The organism is Streptomyces sp. NPDC053513 (assembly GCF_044544765.1).
Lineage (GTDB): Bacteria > Actinomycetota > Actinomycetes > Streptomycetales > Streptomycetaceae > Streptomyces > Streptomyces litmocidini.
Genome location: NZ_JBITXP010000014.1, coordinates 160,941 through 180,403, shown reverse-complemented (window position 1 = coordinate 180,403; position 19,463 = coordinate 160,941). Strand labels below are relative to the sequence as shown.

The window sequence follows — 19,463 nt, the reverse complement described above, 5'->3', positions numbered from 1 at the left end:
ATCGGTGAACGCTCCGGGCGTTACTTCTCGACCTCGTCGGCCAGCTTGGCGAGGACGGCGTCATAGATGCGGCCGAGCCCCTTGGGCGCGAAGGTCTTCTCGAAGAAGCCGCCGATGCCGCCGGCGCCGTTCCAGACGGTGGTGACGACGGCGCGGGACCTGCCCTCGCCGGCGGGCGTCACGGTCCAGGTGGTGACCATGGAGGAGTTGCGGTCCTTCTCGACGAGCTGCCCGTCGGTGGGCTCGGTGACCTCCAGGAGGCAGTCGCGGACGCGCTTGCTGGTGGCCTGGAGCTTCCAGTGGACGAGGGTGCCCTCGCCGTCGCCGCCCTCGCGCACCTCGTACTCGCTGAAGTGCTCGGGGAGCAGCTTCGCGCGCGTGCCGCTGTAGTCGGCCAGCGCGTCGAACACCGTCTCCGCGTCCGCGGCGATGATCCGTTCCGTGGTGGCCTCGACCTGCGCCATTGACTTCCTCCAGCTCGTGATTCCTCGGGGGGTGCGGGCCTAGCGAACCACGTGGGCTCCGGGGGGCGAAATCCGGGTTGCGACGATCAAGGGAACAGATGTTCTATTCTGGGCGAACGGTCGAGGCCGAGCCACCGAGGAGACGTCCATGCGCTGGGACAATCTGGGCGACACCCCCACCGCCCCCGCCGGCATCGCCCTGTTCGGCACGGACGCGGTCACCACCCGCACCTTCGACACCCCCGAGTTCCGGGGCGTCACCTTCCACGAGGTCCGGGCCCGCTCGATCCTGAACCGGGTGCCCGGCGCCTCCCGGATGCCGTTCGAATGGACGGTCAACCCGTACCGCGGCTGCACGCACGCGTGCGTGTACTGCTTCGCCCGCAAGTCCCACGCCTATCTCGACCTGGACACCGGCCTGGGCTTCGACTCCCAGATCGTCGTCAAGGTCAACGCCCCGGAACTGCTGACCCGGCAGCTCGCCTCCGCCCGCTGGCAGGGGGCGCACATCGCCATGGGCACCAACGTCGACTGCTACCAGCGCGCCGAGGGCCGCTACCGCCTCATGCCGGGCATCCTCACGGCGCTGCGGGACCGGGCGAACCCGTTCTCGATCCTCACCAAGGGCACCCTGATCCTGCGCGACCTGGAGCTCCTCGTCCAGGCCGCCCGGGTCACCGAGGTCGGCATCTCCGTCTCGGTCGGCTTCACCGACCAGGAGCTCTGGCGGACGATCGAGCCCGGCACCCCCTCACCGCAGCGCCGCCTCGACGTCGTCCGCACCCTCGGCGAGCACGGCATCGACTGCGGGGTCCTGATGGCGCCCGTGGTGCCCTTCCTGGGCGACCGGCCCGAGCAGCTGCGCGCGACGGTCCGCGCGGTCGCCGAGGCCGGCGCGAGCTCGGTCACCCCACTCGTCCTGCACCTGCGGCCGGGCGCCCGCGAGTGGTTCACGGCCTGGCTGCGCGAGCACCACCCGGGCCTGGTCCGGCGGTACGAGCGGATGTACGCGGACGGGGCCTACGCGCCGACCTGGTACCAGCGCCGGATCACCCGTCAGGTGCACGAGCTGGCCGCCGAGTTCGGCATCGGGCCCGCCCACCGGGGCGCGGCGCGCCGGATCCCCGTACCGGAGGAGCCGCCCCCGTCGTCCGCGCCGGAGCAGCTCACCCTCCTCTGAACGTCCGGGCGACACCCCGGCAGCACGCCGGGCCGATCATCGGACCGGTCACCTGACACGCCGTCGGATCCGCATCCGTTCGGGTCAACTCTCGCCGAAAAAGGTCCCCTCGGCGCCGGTTCGGGACACAAACGCCCTATGACCCCACGCGCAGGAATGCTGATCGCCGCTGGAGCGCTGGTCGCCGGGACGGTCACCGTCCTGCCCGCCGCCCCCGCCGACGCCGGTGAACCGGCCCCCCGACCGCTCCCCGGCCTCACCTGGACCGAGTGCGCCACGAAGGCGTACCCCCGGCTCCAGTGCGCCACCCTGAAGGTGCCGCTCAACCACGACGACCCGGCCGGGCGGAAGATCACCCTGGCCCTCACCCGCGTCCCGCACACCGCGAAGACCTTCCAGGGCCCGCTGCTCGTGAACCCGGGCGGCCCGGGCGGCAGCGGGCGCGGCATGGCCGGGTACGTGGCGGCCTCCCTGCCCCCGAAGGTGGCCGCCGAGTACGACGTGATCGGCTTCGACCCGCGCGGGGTCGGCAAGAGCGAGCCCGCGCTCGACTGCAAGCCCGGCCACTTCGCGCCCGTGCGGGCGGACTCGGTGCCGACCGGGGCCGCGGCCGAGCGGGCGGCCGTCGAGCGGGCGCAGTCCTTCGCCGAGGCCTGCGGCGAGAAGTACGCGGACGTGCTGCCGTACGTCGACACCGTGAGCACCGCCCGGGACCTGGACGCCATCCGGCAGGCGGTCGGCGCGCCGAGGATCAACTACCTCGGCTACTCGTACGGCACCTACCTGGGCTCCGTGTACGCGCGCCTGTACCCGGACCGGGTGCGGCGGATGGCGCTCGACTCCGTCGTGAACCCGCACGGCGTCTGGTACGAGGACAACATCGCGCAGGACTACGCCTTCGACGACCGCCACAAGGACTTCATGGCCTGGGTGGCCCGGCAGAACGCCGTGTACAGGCTGGGCACCGACCCGGCGGCCGTCGAGGCCGCCTGGTACCGGATGCGCGACGCGCTGCGCGCGGAACCGGCCGGCGGCAAGGTCGGCCCCGCCGAACTGGAGGACACCTTCCTGCCCGGCGGGTACTACAACGGCTACTGGCCCCGTCTGGCGAGCGCCTTCGCCGCGTACGTCAACGACGCGGACCCGGCGCCGCTGAAGGAGGCGTACGAGCGGTACGGGGAGGCCGACGCGGCCGCCGACAACGGCTACTCGGTCTACACGAGCGTGCAGTGCCGGGACGCGGGCTGGCCCCGCGACTGGAACGTGTGGCGCAAGGACAGCTGGGACGTGCACGCGAAGGCGCCGTTCTCCACCTGGAACAACGCCTGGTACAACGCTCCTTGCGCCTTCTGGCCCGTGGAGTCGCTGACCCCGCCGGACCTCACCAACGACCAGCTGCCGCCGGTCCTCATCCTCCAGGCCACGGACGACGCCGCGACGCCGTACGAGGGCGGTGTCGCCCTGCACCGCCTGATGCGCGGCTCCAGCCTCGTCGTCGAGGAGGGCGGCGGGAACCACGGGGTGACCCTCGGCGGGAACGACTGCCTCGACGGGCACCTGGCCGCCTACCTCGCCACGGGCGAGGTGCCGCGCGGCGAGGGCGACACCGAGGTGGACGCGATCTGCGCCGCGCTCCCCGACCCGGAGCCGGAGCCCGTGACCGCGGCCGCGCCGACGACCCCGGAGAAGAGCGGCAGGCGGGCGGGCGCGGTGCGCGCGGAGCGGGCCGGCATCGCCCTGCACGGCCTCCTCGGCCACGTGCGCTGACCCCCGCCCCGCCTTCCCCCGGTGCCCGCTCCCCGGCAGGGGGCGGGCACTGTCAGTGGCGTGCGCGAGGATGTGGGACATGACGAGCCACCTCACCCACGTGCCCGCGCCCGACGGCCTCGCGCCCAGCCCCCAGTACAGCCATGTCGTGTGGGGCACCGGCCGGTTCGTCGCGATATCCGGGCAGTGCGCCCTCGACGCCTCCGGCGCGGTGGTCGGGGAGGGCGACGCGGCGGCCCAGGCCCACCAGGTCTTCGCGAACCTGGAGCGCTGCCTCGCGGCGGCCGGCGCGGGCTTCGGAGACGTGGTGAAGCTGACGTACTTCGTCACGGACATGGCCCACCTCCCGGCGGTACGGGACGCCAGGGACGCCCACTTCGCGGGCGTTCCGCTGCCGGCGAGCTCGGCGGTCCAGGTGTCGGCGCTGGTCCGCCCCGAACTGCTCGTGGAGATCGAGGCGTTCGCGCTGATACCGGAGCGGGCCTGAGCTCCGCCCCCGGGGAGGCCGGAGTGGAGCCCCGTTTGCTAGGTTGACGCGCGTGTTCCTCTTCCGTGCGTAGAAGTCGGCGATCCGACGACCGTGCCCCAGCCGGGCGCGGTGTCCCGCCGTCCCTTCACGCCCCGGCGCCGCAGGCCTGCGCCCTCCGACGAGGAACCCCGTCATGTCCGTGTCCTCCCCTGCCCACTTCCCCGCGCCCACGTACGCCGCGGTGCTGCGGACCCCGCACGCCGGCCGCGCCTTCGGGTCGGCCCTCCTCGGGCGGCTGTCCTACGGCACCGCCCCGCTCTCCCTGATCCTCTCCGTCAAGGACGCCACCGGCTCGTACGCCGTGGCCGGCACGGCCATGGCCGCGTTCGGGCTGGCCGGCGTCCTGCTGTCGCCCGCGCGGGCGGCCCTGGTCGACCGCCTCGGGCCGCGCCGCGCCCTGGTGCCCCTGGCCGCCGCGTACGCGCTGCTGCTCGTCGCGCTCGCGGTGGCGGCGGCCCGGCCGGCCGCCCCGGCGGGTGTGCTCGTCGCCCTCGCCGCGGCCTCCGGCTGCCTCGTCCCGCCGCTCGGCCCGGTGACGCGGGCCCTGTTGAGCGGCCTCCTGTCCGACCGGGACCTGCTGCGGCGCGCGTACAGCCTGGACACGGTGGCGGAGGAACTCCTCTTCGTCACTGGCCCGTTGCTGGTGGGTCTGCTCGTGCGGTACGCCTCGGCCCCGGCCGGGCTCGTGGTGAGCGCCGGGCTCGTGCTGACCGGCACGCTCGCGTTCGTCACCTCGCCGGCGGTCCGGGGCGGGACGGGCGCGCCGAGGCCCGGGGCGCCGCGGCGTGCCGCGGGCGGGCGGATCGTCCCCGGTGCCGGGCTCCTCAGGGCGGTGGGGGTGGCGGCCGCGGTCGGCATGTGCCTGGGCGCCGTCGAACTCCTCGTGATCGCGTTCGCCGACGCGCACCAGCGTCCCGGGGCGGTGCCGTGGGCGGCGGCGGCCCTCTCGGCGGGCAGCGCGGTCGGCGGGCTGGTGCACGGAGCCGTGCCGTGGCGGGTCCCCACCGGCGTGCGCCTGTCGGTCCTGGCGCTCGGTCTCGGTACGGTCCTGGCGGCCGCGGGGCTCTCCCCGCATCCGTACGCGCTGGTCGGCTGGGTGGCGCTCGGCGGCCTCTTCGTGGCGCCGGCGATCACCAGCGCCTATCTCCTGGCCGACGAGTCCGTCGGGGAGGAGAGGCGCACCCGGGCCGGCGCCTGGGTCAACACCGCGTTCAACGCGGGCACGACGGCGGCGACGGCCGGTGCGGGCCTCCTGGTGGAGCGGCTTCCCCTGCCCCTGTGCTTCGCGCTCGCCGCGCTGCCGGCGGTCCTCGCCGCGGCCGGGACGCTGGTCCCGGCCCGTCGGCGTCCCGGGTCAGTGGGCGGGGTCGAGCCGCCGGAGTGACGTCCGGGCCGCGGCGCCCAGCCTCGGGTGCGGGAGCGCCGCCTCCAGGGCCTCCCGGGCCCTGGGGTCGCCCAGGGTGCCCAGGCCCTCGACGCAGGCGAGGCCGACCCGCCAGTGGGGGTCGTCGGGCCGAAGTCGCCGTTCGAGGACGGTGACCAGGGCCGGCACGGATTCGGGCGCGCGGAGCTCGGCGAGCAGCCGGACCGGGAGCAGGGCGTAGGCGACGCGGAGTTCGTTGGTGGCGAGGGCCGCGGCCGCGCGCGCGGTGCGGGGGTCGCCGAGCCGGGCCAGGGCGTGGGCGGCGGTGACGCAGCGCTCCGGGTCGCGGTGGTTGAGGAGCAGGACGAGGGCCTCGAAGGCGCGGGGGTCGCCGGCGACGCCGAGGGAGTAGGCGGCGACCTCCCGGGCCCAGAGCGGCCGTCCGGGCTCGGTGAGGACGCGGTGCAGTTCCTCGCGGTCCCCGTTCACGGGGAGGGCGCGGGCGAGTTCCGCCAGTTCCGTGAATGCCTCCGGGACTTCTCCTGAGGCATTCTCGATCTCGTCCCGCAATCGATCGATCATCGAGCAGAATTCCGGGTCCTCGGAGATTTCCATGAATCCGACCCTATCCGCGATCCAGATCACACTTTCCCAACTTCCCGGGACTGGCGCGCTCGTTACCGGCCGGTTAGTCTCAGGTGAGCGGGCACCCCCCGCACTTCGCACGACGGCCTGGTGACGCAGCCGTTGTGTTCGCTTGTCGGTTCGGCAGTTTCGACGTGGCTCCGGGACAGAGTCCGTCGCACCTTTTCCCAGGGCACCGCCCTCTTTTCCGGGCCTCGCCCCCGCTCTTTCCCGCGCCCCTTTTCGTGCGCGCACTGCCCTCAGTCGTCACTCTTCCTCTGGAGTCCCCTGATGGACACCCCTCTCTCCACCATCGCCGTCGTCGGTCTCGGCACCATGGGCACGGGTATCGCCGATGTCCTCGCCCGGGCCGGCCGCGAGGTCATCGGCATCGACATCAGCGACACCGCCGCCGCCCAGGCCGTCGCCGCCCTGGAGGCCTCCACCGCCCGTGCGGTGGCCCGCGAGCGGATCACCGAGGAGGAGCGGCAGGACGTCCTGGCCCGCTTCCGTACCTTCTCCGACCTCCAGGCGGCCGCCGAGGCCGACCTCGTGATCGAGGTCGTGCCCGAGTCGTACGAGGCGAAGCAGGAGGTCTTCCGGGCCCTCGACGGGATCGTCCGCCCGGACGCGATCCTGGCCACCGGCACCAACGCCCTCTCGGTGACCCGGCTCGCCGCCGACTCGGCGCACCCCGAGCGGGTCCTCGGCCTGCACTTCTTCGCCCCGGTCCAGGCGATGAAGCTGGTCGAGGTGGTCTCCTCCGTGCTGACCGACCCGCGGGCCGTGGACGCCGTCACCCGGCTCGCCCAGGACCTCGGCAAGGAGCCGGTGGCGGTCGGTGACCGGGCCGGCTTCATCGCGGACGGGCTGCTCTTCGGGTACCTGAACCAGGCCGCCGCCATGTACGAGGCCAAGTACGCCTCCCGCGAGGACATCGACGCGGCGATGAGGCTGGGCTGCGGCCTGCCGATGGGCCCGCTGGCGCTGCTCGACCTGGTCGGCGTCGACACGGCCCGCACGGTCCTGGAGGCCATGTACGCCGCCTCGCACGACCGGCTGCACGCGCCTGCGCCGATCCTCAAGCAGCTCAGCGAGGCCGGTCTGAGCGGCCGTAAGGCGGGCCGCGGCTTCTACACGTACGCGGCGCCGGGCTCCGGCGAGGTCGTGCCCGACGCGCTGACCCCGTCCGCCTCCGCCGACGCCGGCGGCGGCCGTGAGATCCGCTCGGTCGGCGTCGCCGGCTCGGGCACCATGGCCTCCGGCATCGCCGAGGTCTTCGCCAAGGCCGGTTACGCGGTCGTGCTCGCCGCCCGCTCCCAGGAGAAGGCGGACACCGCCAAGGCCCGGATCGCCAAGTCCCTGGCCCGCTCGGTCGACAAGGGCCGGATGACGGCCGAGGCGCGCGACACCACGCTAGGCCTGATCACCCCGGCCGGCTCGCTCGACGCCTTCGCCGAGGTCGACCTGGCCGTCGAGGCGGTCGCCGAGGACCTGGCGGTCAAGCAGGAGCTGTTCGGGCGGCTCGACAAGATCTGCAAGCCGGGCGCGGTGCTCGCCACCACGACCTCCTCGCTGCCGGTCATCGCCTGCGCCCGCGCCACCTCGCGGCCGCAGGACGTCATCGGGATGCACTTCTTCAACCCGGCGCCGGCGATGAAGCTGGTGGAGATCGTCCGTACGGTCCTGACCGCCGACGACGTCCACGCCACCGTCCGCGAGGTCACGGCGAAGATCCGCAAGCACCCGGTGGACTGCGGCGACCGCGCCGGCTTCATCGTGAACGCGCTGCTCTTCCCGTACCTGAACAACGCGGTCAAGATGGTCCAGGAGCACTACGCGACCCTGGACGACATCGACGCGGCCATGAAGCTGGGCGGCGGCTACCCGATGGGCCCGTTCGAGCTGCTCGACGTGGTCGGCCTGGACGTCTCGCTCGCGATCGAGCAGGTGCTGCACCGCGAGTTCCGCGACCCGGGCCTCGCCCCCGCCCCGCTCCTGGAGCACCTGGTGGCGGCGGGCTGCCTGGGCCGCAAGACGGGGCGCGGCTTCCGCGAATATGCCCGACGCTGAGCCCCGCACCGCCGGCTGGGGCGGTCTGCTGAGTCCCCCGGGCACCGCCGGTGCCCCGGGGGCCTCCCCGCCCCCACCTGGGCACACTCCCACTCCGATGCAGTACGTTCGGACCATGCCCAAGGCCGCGAAGACACCCCGTGCCACGTCCCCGTCCGACGCTCCGGAGAGCGCGGCGGGCACCCGTGCCGCCGCGCAGCGGCTCAAGATGCGCCGGGAGCTCGCCGCCGCCGCCATGGAGCTCTTCGCCACCAAGGGGTACGAGGCGACCACCGTCGACGAGATCGCGGCAACGGCCGGGGTCGCGCGGCGGACGTTCTTCCGGCACTTCCGGTCCAAGGAAGAGGCGATCTTCCCCGATCACGACGACACGCTGGTGCGGGCGGAGGCGGTGCTGAACGCCGCGCCGCCGCACGAGCACCCGCTCGACACGGTGTGCCGGGGCATCAAGGAAGTCATGAAGATGTACGCGGGGTCCCCCGCGGTCTCCGTGGCGCGCTACCGGCTCACCCGTGAGGTGCCGACCCTGCGGGAGCGGGAGATCGCCTCGGTGGCCCGCTACGAGCGGCTCTTCACCCGCTATCTCCTCGGACACTTCGACGAGCGGGACCACCACGACGGCAACGACGACCCGCTGCTCGCCGAGGTGGCCGCGTCGGCGGTCGTCACCGCCCACAACCACGTGCTGCGCCGCTGGCTGCGGGCGGGCGGCGAGGGCGACGTGGAGACCCAGCTCGACCACGCCTTCGCGATCGTCCGGGAGACCTTCGGGTCGGGCATAGGCGCCCGCCCGGCGGCCGCCGGGGGCACCACCGCCGCGCCGGCCGAGCCGGCCCCCGAGGCGCCGGTCGCGACGGCGTCCACGACGGGCGACGTCGTGGTCGCGGTGGCGCGTACGGACGCCCCGCTCGACGAGGTCATGCGGACCATCCAGCAGGCGCTCACCAAGCCCTGAGCCGCTCTTCCCAGGAGGGCCGCCCCCGGATTCCGGGGGCGGCCCTCTGGGCGTTCCCGTGATGTTCCCGCAGCTCACGGGCCATTTCGATCGATCATCGCTCATCCGTGACGGGCAGATTGCATCTGAGTGAAATTGTTGGCACGCAGTGCCTTGTCAGGTGACACGGCGTGCCATACGTTGATGTTGTCCGGGCGGCCGGCGCGCAGAGATCACACCTCGCGCGCCGGCTGTCCCCACCAGCCGACGGCCGGTGCGCCCGGACGCCTGCGTCACAGGCACCCTCGCGCTCCACCACACAGCGCCGCCACCGCACCACCCAGCCGAACCGACGGCACACCTCTACAGCAGTACTCACCGCCGTAACCCCCAGGCGTCCCTCCCTCAGGACGCTCACCGCCGGAGGCAACCCGTGAAGGAAATCCTGGACGCGATCCAGTCCCCGGACTCCACGTCCGCCGACTTCGCGAACATCAAGCTCCCCGAGTCGTACCGGGCCGTCACCGTCCACAAGGACGAGGCCGAGATGTTCGCCGGCGTCGAGAGCCGCGACAAGGACCCGCGCAAGTCGCTCCACCTCGACGACGTCGCGCTCCCCGAGCTCGGCCCGGGCGAGGCACTCGTGGCCGTCATGGCGAGCTCCGTCAACTACAACTCGGTCTGGACCTCGATCTTCGAGCCCGTCTCGACCTTCGGCTTCCTGGAGCGCTACGGCCGGCTCTCCGAGCTCACCAAGCGCCACGACCTGCCGTACCACGTCATCGGCTCCGACCTCGCCGGCGTCGTCCTGCGCACCGGCCCGGGCGTCAACTCCTGGAAGCCCGGCGACGAGGTCGTCGCGCACTGCCTCTCGGTCGAGCTGGAGTCCTCGGACGGCCACAACGACACGATGCTCGACCCCGAGCAGCGCATCTGGGGCTTCGAGACCAACTTCGGCGGCCTCGCCGAGATCGCCCTCGTCAAGTCCAACCAGCTGATGCCGAAGCCCGGCCACCTCAGCTGGGAGGAGGCGGCGGCCCCCGGCCTCGTCAACTCCACCGCCTACCGCCAGCTGGTCTCCAACAACGGCGCCGGCATGAAGCAGGGCGACAACGTCCTCATCTGGGGCGCGAGCGGTGGACTCGGCTCGTACGCCACGCAGTTCGCCCTGGCCGGCGGCGCCAACCCGATCTGTGTCGTCTCCTCCCCCGAGAAGGCCGACATCTGCCGGTCCATGGGCGCCGAGGCGGTCATCGACCGCAACGCCGAGGGCTACAAGTTCTGGAAGGACGAGAACACCCAGGACCCGCGCGAGTGGAAGCGCTTCGGCTCCAAGATCCGCGAGCTGACCGGCGGCGAGGACATCGACATCGTCTTCGAGCACCCGGGCCGCGAGACCTTCGGCGCCTCCGTGTACGTCACCCGCAAGGGCGGCACCATCACCACCTGCGCCTCGACCTCGGGCTACATGCACCAGTACGACAACCGCTACCTGTGGATGTCGCTGAAGCGGATCATCGGCTCGCACTTCGCGAACTACCGCGAGGCGTGGGAGGCCAACCGCCTGATCGCCAAGGGCAAGATCCACCCGACGCTGTCGAAGGTCTACTCCCTGGAGGAGACCGGCCAGGCCGCGTACGACGTCCACCGCAACCTGCACCAGGGCAAGGTCGGCGTCCTCGCCCTCGCCCCGCAGGAGGGCCTGGGCGTCAGCAACCCGGAGCTCCGGGCCCAGCACATCGACGCCATCAACCGCTTCCGGAACATCTGAGGTCCCGAAGATGACTGAGCGCCAGAAGGACCGGCCGTGGCTCATGCGGACGTACGCCGGTCACTCGACCGCCGAGGCGTCCAACGAGCTGTACCGGCGCAACCTCGCCAAGGGTCAGACCGGCCTCTCGGTCGCGTTCGACCTGCCGACGCAGACCGGGTACGACCCCGACCACATCCTCGCCCGCGGCGAGGTCGGCCGGGTCGGCGTCCCCGTCTCGCACCTCGGTGACATGCGCCGGCTGTTCCAGGACATCCCCCTGGAGCAGATGAACACCTCGATGACCATCAACGCCACCGCCATGTGGCTGCTGGCGCTCTACCAGGTGGCCGCCGAGGAGCAGGGTGCGGACATCACCAAGCTCCAGGGCACCACCCAGAACGACATCGTGAAGGAGTACCTGTCGCGCGGGACGCACGTCTTCCCGCCCGGCCCCTCGCTCCGCCTCACGACGGACATGATCGCGTACACGGTCAACCACATCCCGAAGTGGAACCCGATCAACATCTGCAGCTACCACCTGCAGGAGGCCGGGGCCACGCCGGTCCAGGAGATCTCGTACGCGATGGCGACCGCGATCGCGGTCCTCGACTCGGTCCGCGACTCCGGTCAGGTCCCCGAGGACCGCTTCGGCGAGGTCGTCGCCCGCATCTCCTTCTTCGTGAACGCGGGCGTCCGCTTCATCGAGGAGATGTGCAAGATGCGCGCCTTCGGCCGCATCTGGGACAAGATCACGCTGGAGCGGTACGGCATCGAGAACCCGAAGCAGCGCCGTTTCCGCTACGGCGTCCAGGTCAACTCCCTCGGCCTGACCGAGGCCCAGCCGGAGAACAACGTCCAGCGGATCGTCCTGGAGATGCTGGCCGTCACCCTCTCCAAGGACGCCCGCGCGCGCGCCGTGCAGCTCCCGGCCTGGAACGAGGCCCTCGGCCTCCCCCGCCCGTGGGACCAGCAGTGGTCGCTCCGCATCCAGCAGGTGCTCGCCCACGAGTCCGACCTGCTGGAGTACGAGGACATCTTCGCCGGCTCGCACGTGATCGAGGCCAAGGTCGACTCCCTCGTCGAGGAGTCCCTGGCCGAGATCGACCGGATCCAGGAGATGGGCGGCGCGATGGCCGCCGTCGAGTCCGGTTACCTCAAGTCGCAGCTGGTCTCCTCGCACGCCGAGCGGCGCGCCCGGATCGAGGCCGGCGACGAGAAGATCGTCGGCGTGAACATCTTCCAGTCGACCGAGGAGAACCCCCTCACCGCCGACCTGGACACCGCGATCATGACGGTCGACCCGGCGGTCGAGGCCCGGGTCGTCGCCTCGCTGAAGACCTGGCGCGACAACCGCTACCAGCCGCCGTTCAACCACCCGCGGCCCTGCAAGGCCCTGGAGCGCCTCAAGGAGGCCGCCAAGGGCACGGAGAACCTCATGGAGGCCACCCTGGAGTGCGCCCGCGCCGGGGTCACCACCGGCGAGTGGGCCGGGGCCCTGCGCGAGGTGTTCGGCGAGTTCCGCGCCCCCACGGGCGTCTCCTCCGCCCCGGTCGCCGTGACGGCCGAGGAGGGCACGCCGCTCGCGCTGGTCCGCGAGAAGGTGGCCCGCACCGCCGAGGAGCTGAACTGCGGGCGGCTGCGGCTGCTCGTCGGCAAGCCGGGCCTGGACGGGCACTCCAACGGGGCCGAGCAGATCGCCGTACGCGCGCGTGACGCCGGTTTCGAGGTGGTCTACCAGGGCATCCGGCTGACCCCCGAGCAGATCGTCAGCGCCGCCCTGGCGGAGGACGTGCACTGCGTGGGCCTGTCGATCCTCTCCGGCTCGCACTCCGAGCTGGTCCCGGACGTCCTCGACCGCCTCCGCGAGGCGGGCGCGACGGACATCCCGGTCATCGTCGGCGGGATCATCCCGAACGCCGACGCCGCAGAACTGAAGCGCGCGGGCGTGGCCGCCGTCTTCACACCGAAGGACTTCGGTATCACGGAGATCATCGGCCGTATCGTCGACGAGATCCGGCAAGCGAACAAGCTCAGCCCCCTGGAAAGTACGGAGGTCCTCGCATGACCAGCCCTGTGAACCGGCTCCGCCCCCGCCGCTCCTGCCTGGCGGTCCCCGGCTCCAACCCGCGCTTCCTCGAGAAGGCCCAGGGCCTCGCCGCCGACCAGGTCTTCCTCGACCTGGAGGACGCGTGCGCCCCGCTGGCCAAGCCCGAGGCCCGGCACACCATCGTGAAGTTCCTGAACGAGGGCGACTGGACCGGCAAGACCCGCGTGGTCCGCGTCAACGACTGGACGACCCACTGGACCTACCGCGACGTCGTCACGGTCGTCGAGGGCGCCGGCCAGAACCTCGACTGCATCATGCTGCCGAAGGTCCAGGACGCCCAGCAGATCGTCGCCCTCGACCTGCTGCTCACGCAGATCGAGAAGACCATGGGCTTCGAGGTCGGCAAGATCGGCATCGAGGCGCAGATCGAGAACGCGCAGGGCCTGACCAACGTCAACGCGATCGCGCAGGCCTCCCAGCGCGTCGAGACGATCATCTTCGGCCCGGCCGACTTCATGGCCTCCATCAACATGAAGTCCCTCGTCGTCGGCGAGCAGCCGCCCGGCTACCCGGCGGACGCGTACCACCACATCCTGATGAGCATCCTGATGGCGGCCCGCGCCAACAACCTCCAGGCGATCGACGGCCCCTACCTGCAGATCCGCAACCAGGAGGGCTACAAGGCGGTCGCGCAGCGCGCCGCCGCCCTGGGCTTCGACGGCAAGTGGGTGCTCCACCCGGACCAGGTCGCCGCCGCGAACGAGATCTTCTCGCCCTCGCAGGAGGACTACGACCACGCCGAGCTGATCCTCGACGCGTACGACTACTACACGTCCGAGGCCGGCGGGAAGAAGGGCTCCGCGATGCTCGGCGACGAGATGATCGACGAGGCCTCCCGCAAGATGGCCCTGGTCATCTCCGGCAAGGGCCGCGCCGCCGGCATGCAGCGCACCAGCAAGTTCGAGATCCCGGAGGCCTGAGTCCGATGCAGTTCGGCCGCACCTATGAAGAGTTCGAAGTCGGTGCCGTCTACAAGCACTGGCCCGGAAAGACGGTCACCGAGTACGACGACCACCTCTTCTGCCTGCTGACGATGAACCACCATCCGCTGCACATGGATGTGAACTACGCCGAGAACACGACGGATTTCGGCAAGAACGTCGTCGTCGGCAACTACATCTACTCGCTGCTGCTCGGCATGTCCGTGCCGGACGTCTCCGGCAAGGCGATCGCCAACCTGGAGATCGAGTCGCTGCGGCACGTGGCGCCGACCTTCCACGGCGACACGATCTACGGCGAGACCACGGTCCTCGACAAGACCCCGTCGAAGTCGAAGAACGACCGCGGCATCGTCTACGTCGAGACCAAGGGCTACAAGCAGGACGGCACCCTCGTCTGCGTCTTCCGCCGCAAGGTGATGGTCCCCACCGAGACGTACATCAAGGAGCGCGGCGGCGAGCAGCCCGGCCGCCCGGAGCTGAAGGCACAGGAGAAGTAGCCATGGCGCGACTCGCCCAGACCCACGGTCTGACCGACGTCCAGCAGGAGATCCTCGCCACCGTCCGGGACTTCGTCGACAAGGAGATCATCCCGGTCGCGACGGAGCTGGAGCACCGCGACGAGTACCCGCAGCAGATCGTCGACGGGCTCAAGGAGCTCGGCGTCTTCGGTCTGATGATCCCCGAGGAGTACGGGGGCCTGGGTGAGTCGTTGCTCACCTACGCGCTGTGCGTGGAGGAGATCGCCCGCGGCTGGATGTCGGTCTCCGGCATCATCAACACGCACTTCATCGTGGCGTACATGCTGAAGCAGCACGGCACCCAGGAGCAGAAGGAGTACTTCCTTCCGCGGATGGCGGCCGGCGAGACGCGCGGCGCCTTCTCGATGTCGGAGCCGGGCCTCGGCTCGGACGTGTCGGCGATCACCTCGAAGGCGGTCAAGGACGGCGACGAGTACGTCCTCAACGGCCAGAAGATGTGGCTGACGAACGGCGGCACGTCAACGCTGGTGGCCGTTCTCGTCCGAAGTGACGAAGGACACCCGGAGGGCACCGCCCCCCACAAGTCGATGACGACCTTCCTCGTCGAGAAGGAGCCCGGCTTCGGAGAGGTCCGCCCCGGCCTCACGATCCCCGGCAAGATCGACAAGATGGGTTACAAGGGCGTCGACACGACCGAACTCATCATGGACGGACTGCGCATTCCGGCCAATCGCGTGCTCGGCGGGGTCACCGGCCGAGGGTTTTACCAAATGATGGACGGCGTCGAGGTCGGCCGCGTGAACGTGGCGGCCCGTGGTTGCGGCGTCGCGCAGCGTGCTTTCGAACTGGGCGTCTCGTATGCCCAGCAACGTCACACTTTCGGCAAGGCGATCGCCCAGCACCAGGCCATCCAGTTCAAGCTGGCCGAAATGGCTACCAAGGTCGAGGCCGCCCATGCCATGATGGTGAACGCAGCACGCAAAAAGGACTCCGGGGAACGAAACGACCTCGAAGCAGGGATGGCGAAGTACCTCGCCTCCGAATACTGCAAGGAGGTCGTCGAGGACGCCTTCCGCATCCACGGCGGATACGGCTTCTCGAAGGAGTACGAGATCGAGCGTCTCTACCGGGAGGCTCCGATGCTGCTCATCGGCGAAGGTACCGCCGAGATCCAGAAAATGATCATTGGTCGTCGGCTCCTGGAGGAGTACCGATTCCAGGGCTGATTGTCGCTTTTGAGTCGGTACGGCCGCGAAGAAGATCACACCCCGTGTTCGTCTTCCGGCCGTCGACTCGGTTCCTGGCTTGCCCAGTTGCGCCCCGCAACCGATAGCATCGCCGGAAAGCCGCCGTCCCCCGTTGCCAGTGCGGCATCATCCGCTACGAAGGTCATCCATGCCCGACAGTCGAACCTCTGCACATCGCGACAGCCTCAAGGGCGCACGCATCGCACGCGGAGCATCGCCGTGGCTTCTGCCGACCGTGGCCACCGCGGCGCTGAGCCTCGCGCGCTCCCGCAAGTCGAGGCGCGCCGCGGCCATCGCCGTGCCGACCACCGCTCTCGCGGCCGGCATGCTCTGGTTCTTCCGCGACCCCGAGCGCGAGATCGCTCAGGGCCGGGTCATCTCCCCCGCCGACGGCGTGGTGCAGAGCATCATGCCGTGGAAGGACGGGCGCACCCGGGTCGCCATCTTCATGAGCCCGCTGAACGTCCACGTCAACCGCGCGCCGCTGGCCGGCACGGTCACGTCCGTGGAGCACGTCCCCGGCGGCTTCGTCCCGGCGTTCAACAAGGAGAGCGAGAACAACGAGCGCGTCGTCTGGCACTTCGACACCGAGCTCGGTGACATCGAGATGGTGCAGATCGCCGGCGCCGTCGCCCGACGGATCGTGCCGTACATCCCGCAGGGGACGAAGGTCGAGCAGGGTGACCGCATCGGTCTGATCCGGTTCGGCTCGCGCGTCGACATCTACCTCCCCGAGGGCGTCGAGGTCGCGGTCGAGGTCGGCCAGGCCACCACCGCGGGGGTGACTCGCATTGACCGTGATTGATCCCGACACACGGGCGGCCGACTGGGTCGCGGAGTCGGAGGCGGACGCCGAGGACGTCGAGGAGATGCCGCTGTCGCTGAGGCTGTCCATAGCGGACGCCCTCACGCTCGGTAACGCCACGTGCGGCTTCATGGCGGTGTACTTCACCACCACCGGCATCCTCATCCCGCACCTCACCGGCAGCAGCGAGACCGGCATGGCGCGCAACAGCGCCGCCACCGCCGTGATCCTGATGCTGGCCGCGGCGATCTTCGACCTCTTCGACGGCATCGTGGCGCGCAAGCTCCGCAGCTCGCCGATGGGCGCCGAGCTCGACAACCTGTCGGACCTGATCAGCTTCGGTCTGGCCCCGGCCTACTTCGTACTCGTGTACGGAATGGTCGCGGACGACGCGCAGCAGAAGGTCTCGGCGGTCGCCGCGATCGTGGTGCTGCTGGCCGTGGTCCTGAGGCTCGCGAGATTCTCCTGCGTGACGATGAAGGACGGCATGTTCCAGGGCATGCCGAGCCCCTTCGGCGCGCTGACGGTCGTCTCGATCGTGCTCCTGGAGCTGCCCTTCATCCCGACGCTGCTCGCGATCATCGGAGTGGCGTGGCTGATGGTCAGCCGGGTCGAGTACCCGAAGCCCCGGGGCGTCCTCGCGGTGGCGATGCTCAGCTGGATCGTCGGCGCGATGGCCATGCTGGCGGCCTGGGCGTTCGACGCGCCGGGCGGGGCGTTCCTGCTCCAGACCGGCTGCGCGCTCCAGGTCGCCCTGGGCGCCGTGATCCCCCTCTTCGCGACGGCCCGCCGGGCGAACACCTTCCGCGACAACCGGCGTGAGAGCCGGGAGGCGCGGGCGGCACAGCTGCCGTAGCGGGCGGCGGAACAGCGTACGAAGGGCCCCGGGAGGCGAATCGCCTCCCGGGGCCCTTTCGCGTGCCCGGGACGCCCCTAGAGGCGCTTGTAGTAGAGCGTGGTGGGGCGGAGGGTGCCGGCGGGGTCGGCGGCGTAGTCCGGGATCGTCCCGGCGGCGGTCCAGCCCGCGCCCCGGTAGAGGCGCTCGGCCGGACTGCCGGTCTGGGTGTCCAGGACCAGCAGCCTCAGGCCGGTCGCGGCGGCGTGCGCCTCTGCCGTGGTGAGGAGGCGCTGCCCGAGGCCCCCTCCGCGAGCCGAGCTGTGGACCAGGAGCCGGGCGATCTCGCCGCGGTGCCGCCCGTTGGCCGCCCCGACGCGGACGAGGGTGACGACGCCGGTGAGGCTCCCGTCGGGCCCCTGGGCGGCCCAGACGTCCCGTACGCCCCTCTCCGCCTCCCCGGCGATCCCCGACCACCACTCGGCCGCCTCGGCGGCGTCCAGGGGCGCCAGGAAGCCCACGGAGGCCCCGCCGTCGACGGCGTCGACGAGGAGCGCGGCGAGGCCGGCGGGGGCGTGGGCGCGTACGGCGGCGGGGGTGAGGCGCTCGATGACGTCGAGCCGCTTCTCCAGGCAGAGGAGGTCCGGCCGGTCGTCCCACGATTCGACGGCCCCGAAGCCGAGGCTCCGGTAGAGAGCGAGCGGTTCCTCCCGCCAGTTCCAGACCGTGAGGCGCACGGCGGGGGCGCCAGCGGCGGCCGCCCGGCGCAGGGCCTCGGCCATGAGCGCCCGCGCGAGCCCCTTCCTGCGGGCCCCGGGCGCGACCCAGAGCCGCTTGATCTCGGGCGCGCGGCCGTCCTCGGGGGCCTTGAGGACCACGCACCCGGCCGGCTCGTCGGCGCCGGGCGGGGTGGCGAGCAGGACGGTGTCGGCGGCGAACGCGCCGCCCGGGTCCTCGGCCTCGGCGCGGTACCCGGGCGGGAGCTCGGCGGCGGTGGCGACGGCGGCGCCCTTCTCAGCCTGGTTCACGAGGTGGTAGGCGGTGAGCAGGGTGGGGAGGTGGGGGTGGGAGGGGTTCTCCTCGATGCGCACGGTCATGGAGGGAGCTTCACACCACCGTGTTACCACCGGATGACGATCTTCTAGGGTGGGCCCATGCGTGTACTGGTCGCGGGCGCCACGGGTGCCGTCGGTCGTCGGTTGTCGCCCCGCCTGGAGGCGGCCGGCCATGAGGTCGTGGGCATCTCCCGGCGCGGGCCCCGTCCCGTGGACGTGCTCGACGCGGAGGCGGTGCGCCGGGCGGTGGCCTCCATCGCGCCGGACGCGGTAGTCCACCAGCTCACCGACCTGGGCGGGGCGGACGGGGCCGCGAACAACCGGCTCCGCATCGACGGCACCCGCAACCTGGTGGACGCGGCGCGCGCGGCGGGCGTGCGGCGGATCGTCGCGCAGTCGATCAGCTGGGCGTACGCCCCCGGGGACGGTCCCGCCGACGAGTCCGTGCCGTTCGATCCGACCGAGGAGGCGCCGCGGGCCCGGATCGTCGCCGGGGTGCGGGCCCTGGAGTCCGCGGTGGCCGAGCTGCCCGAAGCGGTGGTGCTGCGCTACGGGATCCTCTACGGGCCCGGCACCTGGTACGCGCCGGGCGGCGCCGTCGCCGCCGCGCTGGCTGGGGACCCGGCGGCACGGTTCCTCGGCAGCACGGCGGCCGACGACTCGGTCAGCTCGTTCGTGCACGTCGCCGACGCCGCCGAGGCGGCCGTGCGGGCCCTGGGGTGGCCGTCGGGCGCGTACAACGTGGTGGACGACGAGCCGGCCCCCGGGCACGCCTGGCTGCCGGTCCTCGGGGCGGCCCTGGGCGTACCGGTCCCGGAGCGGTCCGGGGGACGGGTGGAGTGGGCCCGGGGGGCGCTGAACGCCCGGGCCCGCGCGCTGGGGTGGACCCCGGCCCGGCCGTCCTGGCGGACGGGCTTCACGAACCAGGACGCGTAGCCCACGGGACGCCACACGCCCCGCGCCCTTGCTGGACGGCTCCCCCTCGCTCGTGCGGGCCCGCGCCTTGCTGGGCGGCTTCCCCTTGTTGCTCGTGCGGGTCCCGCGCCTTGCTGGACGGTGCCCCCGCCCACCCGCCCGTGTGGGCAATCGTCCCGCTGGGGCAAGGGGGTCCCCCCTGCTCGAGCGAAGCCGAGAGCTTGGGGGAGGGTGGGCACACGGGACGGCGCCCTGAGCGGCGCTTCCGCGTTCCGGGCCTGGACCCACACCACGTGCGAGCCGCGCCTGTCGGTGCGGGTTCAGGCGCGGGAGCCTCGGGCGCCGGTAAGGGCGCCGTTCCGTTGTGCCCACCCGTTCCGCCCCAGCGGAAC

At 71.7% G+C, this 19,463-nt stretch carries 17 protein-coding genes; 14 read left to right on the top strand and 3 right to left on the bottom strand.

Going from position 1 to position 19,463, the window contains the following annotated elements; genetic code table 11:
* Positions 1-20: 20 nt before the first annotated feature.
* Positions 21-464 (bottom strand): SRPBCC family protein, encoded by a 444-nt coding sequence (locus ACIGW4_RS24255; protein WP_398711736.1) that lies wholly within the window; start codon positions 462-464, stop codon positions 21-23.
* 148 nt (positions 465-612) lie between these two features.
* On the opposite strand from ACIGW4_RS24255, the gene ACIGW4_RS24250 reads away from it, so the two are divergent.
* The 4 genes from ACIGW4_RS24250 (at position 613) to ACIGW4_RS24235 (ending at position 5,324) form a co-directional block, all read left to right on the top strand.
* A complete protein-coding gene (locus tag ACIGW4_RS24250) occupies positions 613-1,644 on the top strand; it encodes an Rv2578c family radical SAM protein (protein ID WP_399582791.1) in 1,032 nt (343 codons plus the stop codon).
* 138 nt (positions 1,645-1,782) lie between these two features.
* Positions 1,783-3,411 carry an alpha/beta hydrolase gene (locus ACIGW4_RS24245; protein WP_399582789.1) on the top strand — a complete coding sequence of 543 codons (1,629 nt, stop codon included), beginning with the start codon at positions 1,783-1,785 and terminating at the stop codon, positions 3,409-3,411.
* A 79-nt stretch (positions 3,412-3,490) separates the two neighbouring features.
* On the top strand, positions 3,491-3,898 hold the full coding sequence (locus ACIGW4_RS24240; RefSeq protein ID WP_398711741.1) for a RidA family protein: 408 nt from the start codon (positions 3,491-3,493) through the stop codon (positions 3,896-3,898).
* Between the two features lie 175 nt (positions 3,899-4,073).
* Entirely contained in the window at positions 4,074-5,324 is a 1,251-nt protein-coding gene (locus ACIGW4_RS24235) for an MFS transporter (protein ID WP_399582786.1), read from the top strand.
* On the opposite strand, the gene ACIGW4_RS24230 is transcribed toward ACIGW4_RS24235, so the two are convergent.
* Positions 5,295-5,918 (bottom strand): HEAT repeat domain-containing protein, encoded by a 624-nt coding sequence (locus tag ACIGW4_RS24230; RefSeq protein WP_399582785.1) that lies wholly within the window; start codon positions 5,916-5,918, stop codon positions 5,295-5,297. The two genes, ACIGW4_RS24235 and ACIGW4_RS24230, sit on opposite strands and share 30 nt — an antisense overlap.
* Positions 5,919-6,218: 300 nt before the next feature.
* Between ACIGW4_RS24230 and ACIGW4_RS24225 the strand changes: the two genes are divergently transcribed.
* The 9 genes from ACIGW4_RS24225 (at position 6,219) to pssA (ending at position 17,122) form a co-directional block, all read left to right on the top strand.
* Complete coding sequence (locus ACIGW4_RS24225) at positions 6,219-8,000, top strand: 3-hydroxyacyl-CoA dehydrogenase family protein (protein WP_399582783.1); 1,782 nt, start codon at positions 6,219-6,221, stop codon at positions 7,998-8,000.
* A gap of 115 nt (positions 8,001-8,115) precedes the next feature.
* A complete protein-coding gene (locus ACIGW4_RS24220; RefSeq protein WP_260174548.1) occupies positions 8,116-8,955 on the top strand; it encodes a TetR family transcriptional regulator in 840 nt (279 codons plus the stop codon).
* A gap of 412 nt (positions 8,956-9,367) precedes the next feature.
* On the top strand, positions 9,368-10,705 hold the full coding sequence (ccrA, locus tag ACIGW4_RS24215; protein ID WP_123456203.1) for a crotonyl-CoA carboxylase/reductase: 1,338 nt from the start codon (positions 9,368-9,370) through the stop codon (positions 10,703-10,705).
* Between the two features lie 10 nt (positions 10,706-10,715).
* On the top strand, positions 10,716-12,752 hold the full coding sequence (locus tag ACIGW4_RS24210; RefSeq protein ID WP_359589832.1) for a protein meaA: 2,037 nt from the start codon (positions 10,716-10,718) through the stop codon (positions 12,750-12,752).
* Positions 12,749-13,714: a CoA ester lyase gene (locus ACIGW4_RS24205; RefSeq protein ID WP_015037486.1), complete on the top strand. Its 966-nt coding sequence runs from the start codon at positions 12,749-12,751 to the stop codon at positions 13,712-13,714. Before ACIGW4_RS24210 ends, ACIGW4_RS24205 begins: the two co-directional genes overlap by 4 nt.
* A gap of 5 nt (positions 13,715-13,719) precedes the next feature.
* Entirely contained in the window at positions 13,720-14,232 is a 513-nt protein-coding gene (locus ACIGW4_RS24200) for a MaoC family dehydratase (RefSeq protein ID WP_123456201.1), read from the top strand.
* A 2-nt stretch (positions 14,233-14,234) separates the two neighbouring features.
* The gene (locus ACIGW4_RS24195; RefSeq protein WP_017236794.1) at positions 14,235-15,440 is read left to right on the top strand and encodes an acyl-CoA dehydrogenase family protein; all 1,206 of its coding nucleotides are present in this window, start codon (positions 14,235-14,237) and stop codon (positions 15,438-15,440) included.
* Between the two features lie 169 nt (positions 15,441-15,609).
* The gene (locus ACIGW4_RS24190; RefSeq protein ID WP_123456200.1) at positions 15,610-16,266 is read left to right on the top strand and encodes a phosphatidylserine decarboxylase; all 657 of its coding nucleotides are present in this window, start codon (positions 15,610-15,612) and stop codon (positions 16,264-16,266) included.
* Positions 16,259-17,122, top strand: coding sequence for a CDP-diacylglycerol--serine O-phosphatidyltransferase (pssA, locus tag ACIGW4_RS24185; RefSeq protein WP_123457576.1), 864 nt, complete (start codon positions 16,259-16,261; stop codon positions 17,120-17,122). Before ACIGW4_RS24190 ends, pssA begins: the two co-directional genes overlap by 8 nt.
* Positions 17,123-17,199: 77 nt before the next feature.
* Here the strand turns inward: pssA and ACIGW4_RS24180 are convergent, their stop codons facing one another.
* Positions 17,200-18,198: a GNAT family N-acetyltransferase gene (locus ACIGW4_RS24180; RefSeq protein WP_399582779.1), complete on the bottom strand. Its 999-nt coding sequence runs from the start codon at positions 18,196-18,198 to the stop codon at positions 17,200-17,202.
* A 57-nt stretch (positions 18,199-18,255) separates the two neighbouring features.
* Here ACIGW4_RS24180 and ACIGW4_RS24175 point away from each other — a divergent pair, with 57 nt between their 5' ends.
* Positions 18,256-19,092, top strand: a complete 837-nt coding sequence (locus ACIGW4_RS24175; RefSeq protein ID WP_399582777.1) for an NAD-dependent epimerase/dehydratase family protein — start codon at positions 18,256-18,258, stop codon at positions 19,090-19,092.
* Positions 19,093-19,463: the final 371 nt, after the last annotated feature.

What these genes read in the sequence shown, in the direction of transcription:
- ACIGW4_RS24255 (WP_398711736.1), bottom strand. Translation starts at nt 464, where the DNA reads ATGGCGCAGGTCGAGGCCACCACGGAACGGATCATCGCCGCGGACGCG.
- ACIGW4_RS24250 (WP_399582791.1), top strand. Translation starts at nt 613, where the DNA reads ATGCGCTGGGACAATCTGGGCGACACCCCCACCGCCCCCGCCGGCATC.
- ACIGW4_RS24245 (WP_399582789.1), top strand. Translation starts at nt 1,783, where the DNA reads ATGACCCCACGCGCAGGAATGCTGATCGCCGCTGGAGCGCTGGTCGCC.
- ACIGW4_RS24240 (WP_398711741.1), top strand. Translation starts at nt 3,491, where the DNA reads ATGACGAGCCACCTCACCCACGTGCCCGCGCCCGACGGCCTCGCGCCC.
- ACIGW4_RS24235 (WP_399582786.1), top strand. Translation starts at nt 4,074, where the DNA reads ATGTCCGTGTCCTCCCCTGCCCACTTCCCCGCGCCCACGTACGCCGCG.
- ACIGW4_RS24230 (WP_399582785.1), bottom strand. Translation starts at nt 5,918, where the DNA reads ATGGAAATCTCCGAGGACCCGGAATTCTGCTCGATGATCGATCGATTG.
- ACIGW4_RS24225 (WP_399582783.1), top strand. Translation starts at nt 6,219, where the DNA reads ATGGACACCCCTCTCTCCACCATCGCCGTCGTCGGTCTCGGCACCATG.
- ACIGW4_RS24220 (WP_260174548.1), top strand. Translation starts at nt 8,116, where the DNA reads ATGCCCAAGGCCGCGAAGACACCCCGTGCCACGTCCCCGTCCGACGCT.
- ACIGW4_RS24210 (WP_359589832.1), top strand. Translation starts at nt 10,716, where the DNA reads ATGACTGAGCGCCAGAAGGACCGGCCGTGGCTCATGCGGACGTACGCC.
- ACIGW4_RS24205 (WP_015037486.1), top strand. Translation starts at nt 12,749, where the DNA reads ATGACCAGCCCTGTGAACCGGCTCCGCCCCCGCCGCTCCTGCCTGGCG.
- ACIGW4_RS24200 (WP_123456201.1), top strand. Translation starts at nt 13,720, where the DNA reads ATGCAGTTCGGCCGCACCTATGAAGAGTTCGAAGTCGGTGCCGTCTAC.
- ACIGW4_RS24195 (WP_017236794.1), top strand. Translation starts at nt 14,235, where the DNA reads ATGGCGCGACTCGCCCAGACCCACGGTCTGACCGACGTCCAGCAGGAG.
- ACIGW4_RS24190 (WP_123456200.1), top strand. Translation starts at nt 15,610, where the DNA reads ATGCCCGACAGTCGAACCTCTGCACATCGCGACAGCCTCAAGGGCGCA.
- ACIGW4_RS24180 (WP_399582779.1), bottom strand. Translation starts at nt 18,198, where the DNA reads ATGACCGTGCGCATCGAGGAGAACCCCTCCCACCCCCACCTCCCCACC.
- ACIGW4_RS24175 (WP_399582777.1), top strand. Translation starts at nt 18,256, where the DNA reads ATGCGTGTACTGGTCGCGGGCGCCACGGGTGCCGTCGGTCGTCGGTTG.